The organism is Ruoffia sp. FAM 20857 (assembly GCF_045528645.1).
In the GTDB taxonomy this organism is placed as follows: domain Bacteria; phylum Bacillota; class Bacilli; order Lactobacillales; family Aerococcaceae; genus Ruoffia; species Ruoffia halotolerans.
Map to the genome: position 1 here is coordinate 1 of NZ_JBGQRB010000097.1, position 2,028 is coordinate 2,028.

Genomic DNA, 2,028 nt, shown 5'->3' on the forward strand with positions numbered 1-2,028 from the left:
TAGATTTCTTTGTGTTAAAATGAGTGTGTGACATGAAGATTCTCTCCTTATACTATGTTGTGGTGACTTAAGTATAACGAATCTTCATGTCTTTTTTTAGTGTTGCGTTTCATCTTACAACACACCAGTATATAAATCTGTTAAAGAGTTTTTATAACTGAGTAAAGTCATGGTTTTGATATAATCATAGTGTAAGTTATTAAATTTAGAAGGTATCGTCAACTTCTTAGCAGCTTCTCAAGGTACAGACGTTGACTTCTTTGAAGCTCTTCCAAATCTAGATGAATTACAAAAGAACCATATTGAAGATATTCATGACTGATTTTACGTGATAAAAATCACCCAAGTGTCTTTGCATGGAGCTTACTGAATGAGCCAAGCACAACAACAGAAGCAGCGAATGAATATTTCGGACCATTATTTGAAGCAGCACACAAATATGGTCCGCAACAACGTCCGCGTATATTTGCCTTAATTATGTATTCAACTCCAGATGCTTGTAAAAGTTATCACCATGCTGATTTCCTATGTATGAACCGTTATTACGGTTGGTATGTTAAAGGTGAATCAGACTTTGAAGGTGCTGAACGACTATTCCGTGATGAGATGGATGCTTGGGTAGAACATGTTTTAAATAAACCAATGATCTTTACTGAATACGGTACAGATAATTACATTGGTGAATCAAAACTATCATCAGTGATGGGACAGAGCAATACAGGGATGGGTACTTAGATATGTATCACCGCGTGTTTGCTGATTATGACATGGTTCAAAGTGAGCAAATTTGGAACTTTGCTGATTTCCAAACTGTTGAAGGTCTGATGCGAGTGAAGGAAAATAGAAAAGGTGTATTCACATGTCAATGCCAACCTAAACGTGTCGCTTATAAATCAAAAGAACGCTGGGAAAATATTAAATGAATTTTAAACGAAGCATCCTATTAGTTTAGGGTGCTTTTTCTAATGTGTGAATTTTGTGTTATAAAACTGTGTAAAAAAGGCTATGAGATTGTTATGTATGCGCTTTAGTGGTAAAGTATAAGTATAGAAGAGAGCACTTAAGTTTGAAATTGAAAGAGGTGGGAACGATGAGAAAAGTAAAATTATTAATGGTTCCTTTAGCAATATTGACACTTGCTGGCGCAATGAACACGAGCGTTGGAACCGTCATGGCCCAAGCAGACGCAGACTACAGTACAGGCACAGTGATTACTCATACGGTTAGACCAGGCGAATACCTCAACAAAATCGCAAACGACTACGGCGTAACAGCTAACGAATTAAGATTATGGAACCATTTAACAACTGATTTATTACAAATTGGGCAACAATTAAAAATCGTCACAGACGCTGAAACACCACCGCCAACAGGCTCAGTATATACAGTAAGAGCTGGAGATACTTTATGGCGTATCGCTAACACTTATGGTGTAACAGTGAATCAGATTAAATCATGGAACAATCTATCATCTGATTTCTTATACATTGGCATGCGACTTGTTGTATCTGATCAAGGTACAACACCACCTCCATCTGAAGGATTAACTTATACAGTCAGATCAGGGGATACATTATGGAGCATTGCGAATCGTTACGGCGTAACGGTTAACCAATTGAAGTCATGGAACAATTTGTCATCTGATTTCTTAGCCATCGGCATGCGCTTAAATATTAGAGGTGGCGACAATCAACCGCCATCACAAGGAACCGTTCACCGAGTACAACCCGGCGACACATTATTTAACATCGCATACCGCTACGGAACTTCAGTCAATCAATTAAAAGCATGGAACAACTTAACATCTGACTTTATCTATATTGGCACTTACTTAAGAGTGTCACAACCATAATATAGATTGAACAGCGCCAACCACTTCGGTGATTGGCGCTGTTTTTGTGTGTGCGCCCGGCATGGGCGATAACTTGGTGGTGAAAGTCCACTACAGACTTGGCAGTAGGAACTGTTAGCTAAAGGCAAGGGTGTCCACCGTGAGGTGGAATCTGAAGGAAGCCGGAGGCAAACACT

General features: G+C 38.9%; 3 protein-coding genes. All 3 read left to right on the forward strand.

Going from position 1 to position 2,028, the window contains the following annotated elements; translation table 11 throughout:
• Window positions 1-321: 321 nt before the first annotated feature.
• The 3 genes from ACEN4N_RS11335 (at window position 322) to ACEN4N_RS11345 (ending at window position 1,852) form a co-directional block, all read left to right on the forward strand.
• A complete protein-coding gene (locus tag ACEN4N_RS11335; protein ID WP_407094259.1) occupies window positions 322-735 on the forward strand; it encodes a glycoside hydrolase family 2 TIM barrel-domain containing protein in 414 nt (137 codons plus the stop codon).
• Between the two features lie 2 nt (window positions 736-737).
• The gene (locus ACEN4N_RS11340) at window positions 738-923 is read left to right on the forward strand and encodes a glycoside hydrolase family 2 TIM barrel-domain containing protein (protein ID WP_407094258.1); all 186 of its coding nucleotides are present in this window, start codon (window positions 738-740) and stop codon (window positions 921-923) included.
• A 167-nt stretch (window positions 924-1,090) separates the two neighbouring features.
• Window positions 1,091-1,852 (forward strand): LysM peptidoglycan-binding domain-containing protein, encoded by a 762-nt coding sequence (locus ACEN4N_RS11345; protein WP_407090313.1) that lies wholly within the window; start codon window positions 1,091-1,093, stop codon window positions 1,850-1,852.
• Window positions 1,853-2,028 lie beyond the last annotated feature (176 nt).

Bases quoted from the DNA above. Each gene is read 5' to 3' on its own strand.
- ACEN4N_RS11340 (WP_407094258.1), top strand. From the start codon at position 738: ATGTATCACCGCGTGTTTGCTGATTATGACATGGTTCAAAGTGAGCAA.
- ACEN4N_RS11345 (WP_407090313.1), top strand. From the start codon at position 1,091: ATGAGAAAAGTAAAATTATTAATGGTTCCTTTAGCAATATTGACACTT.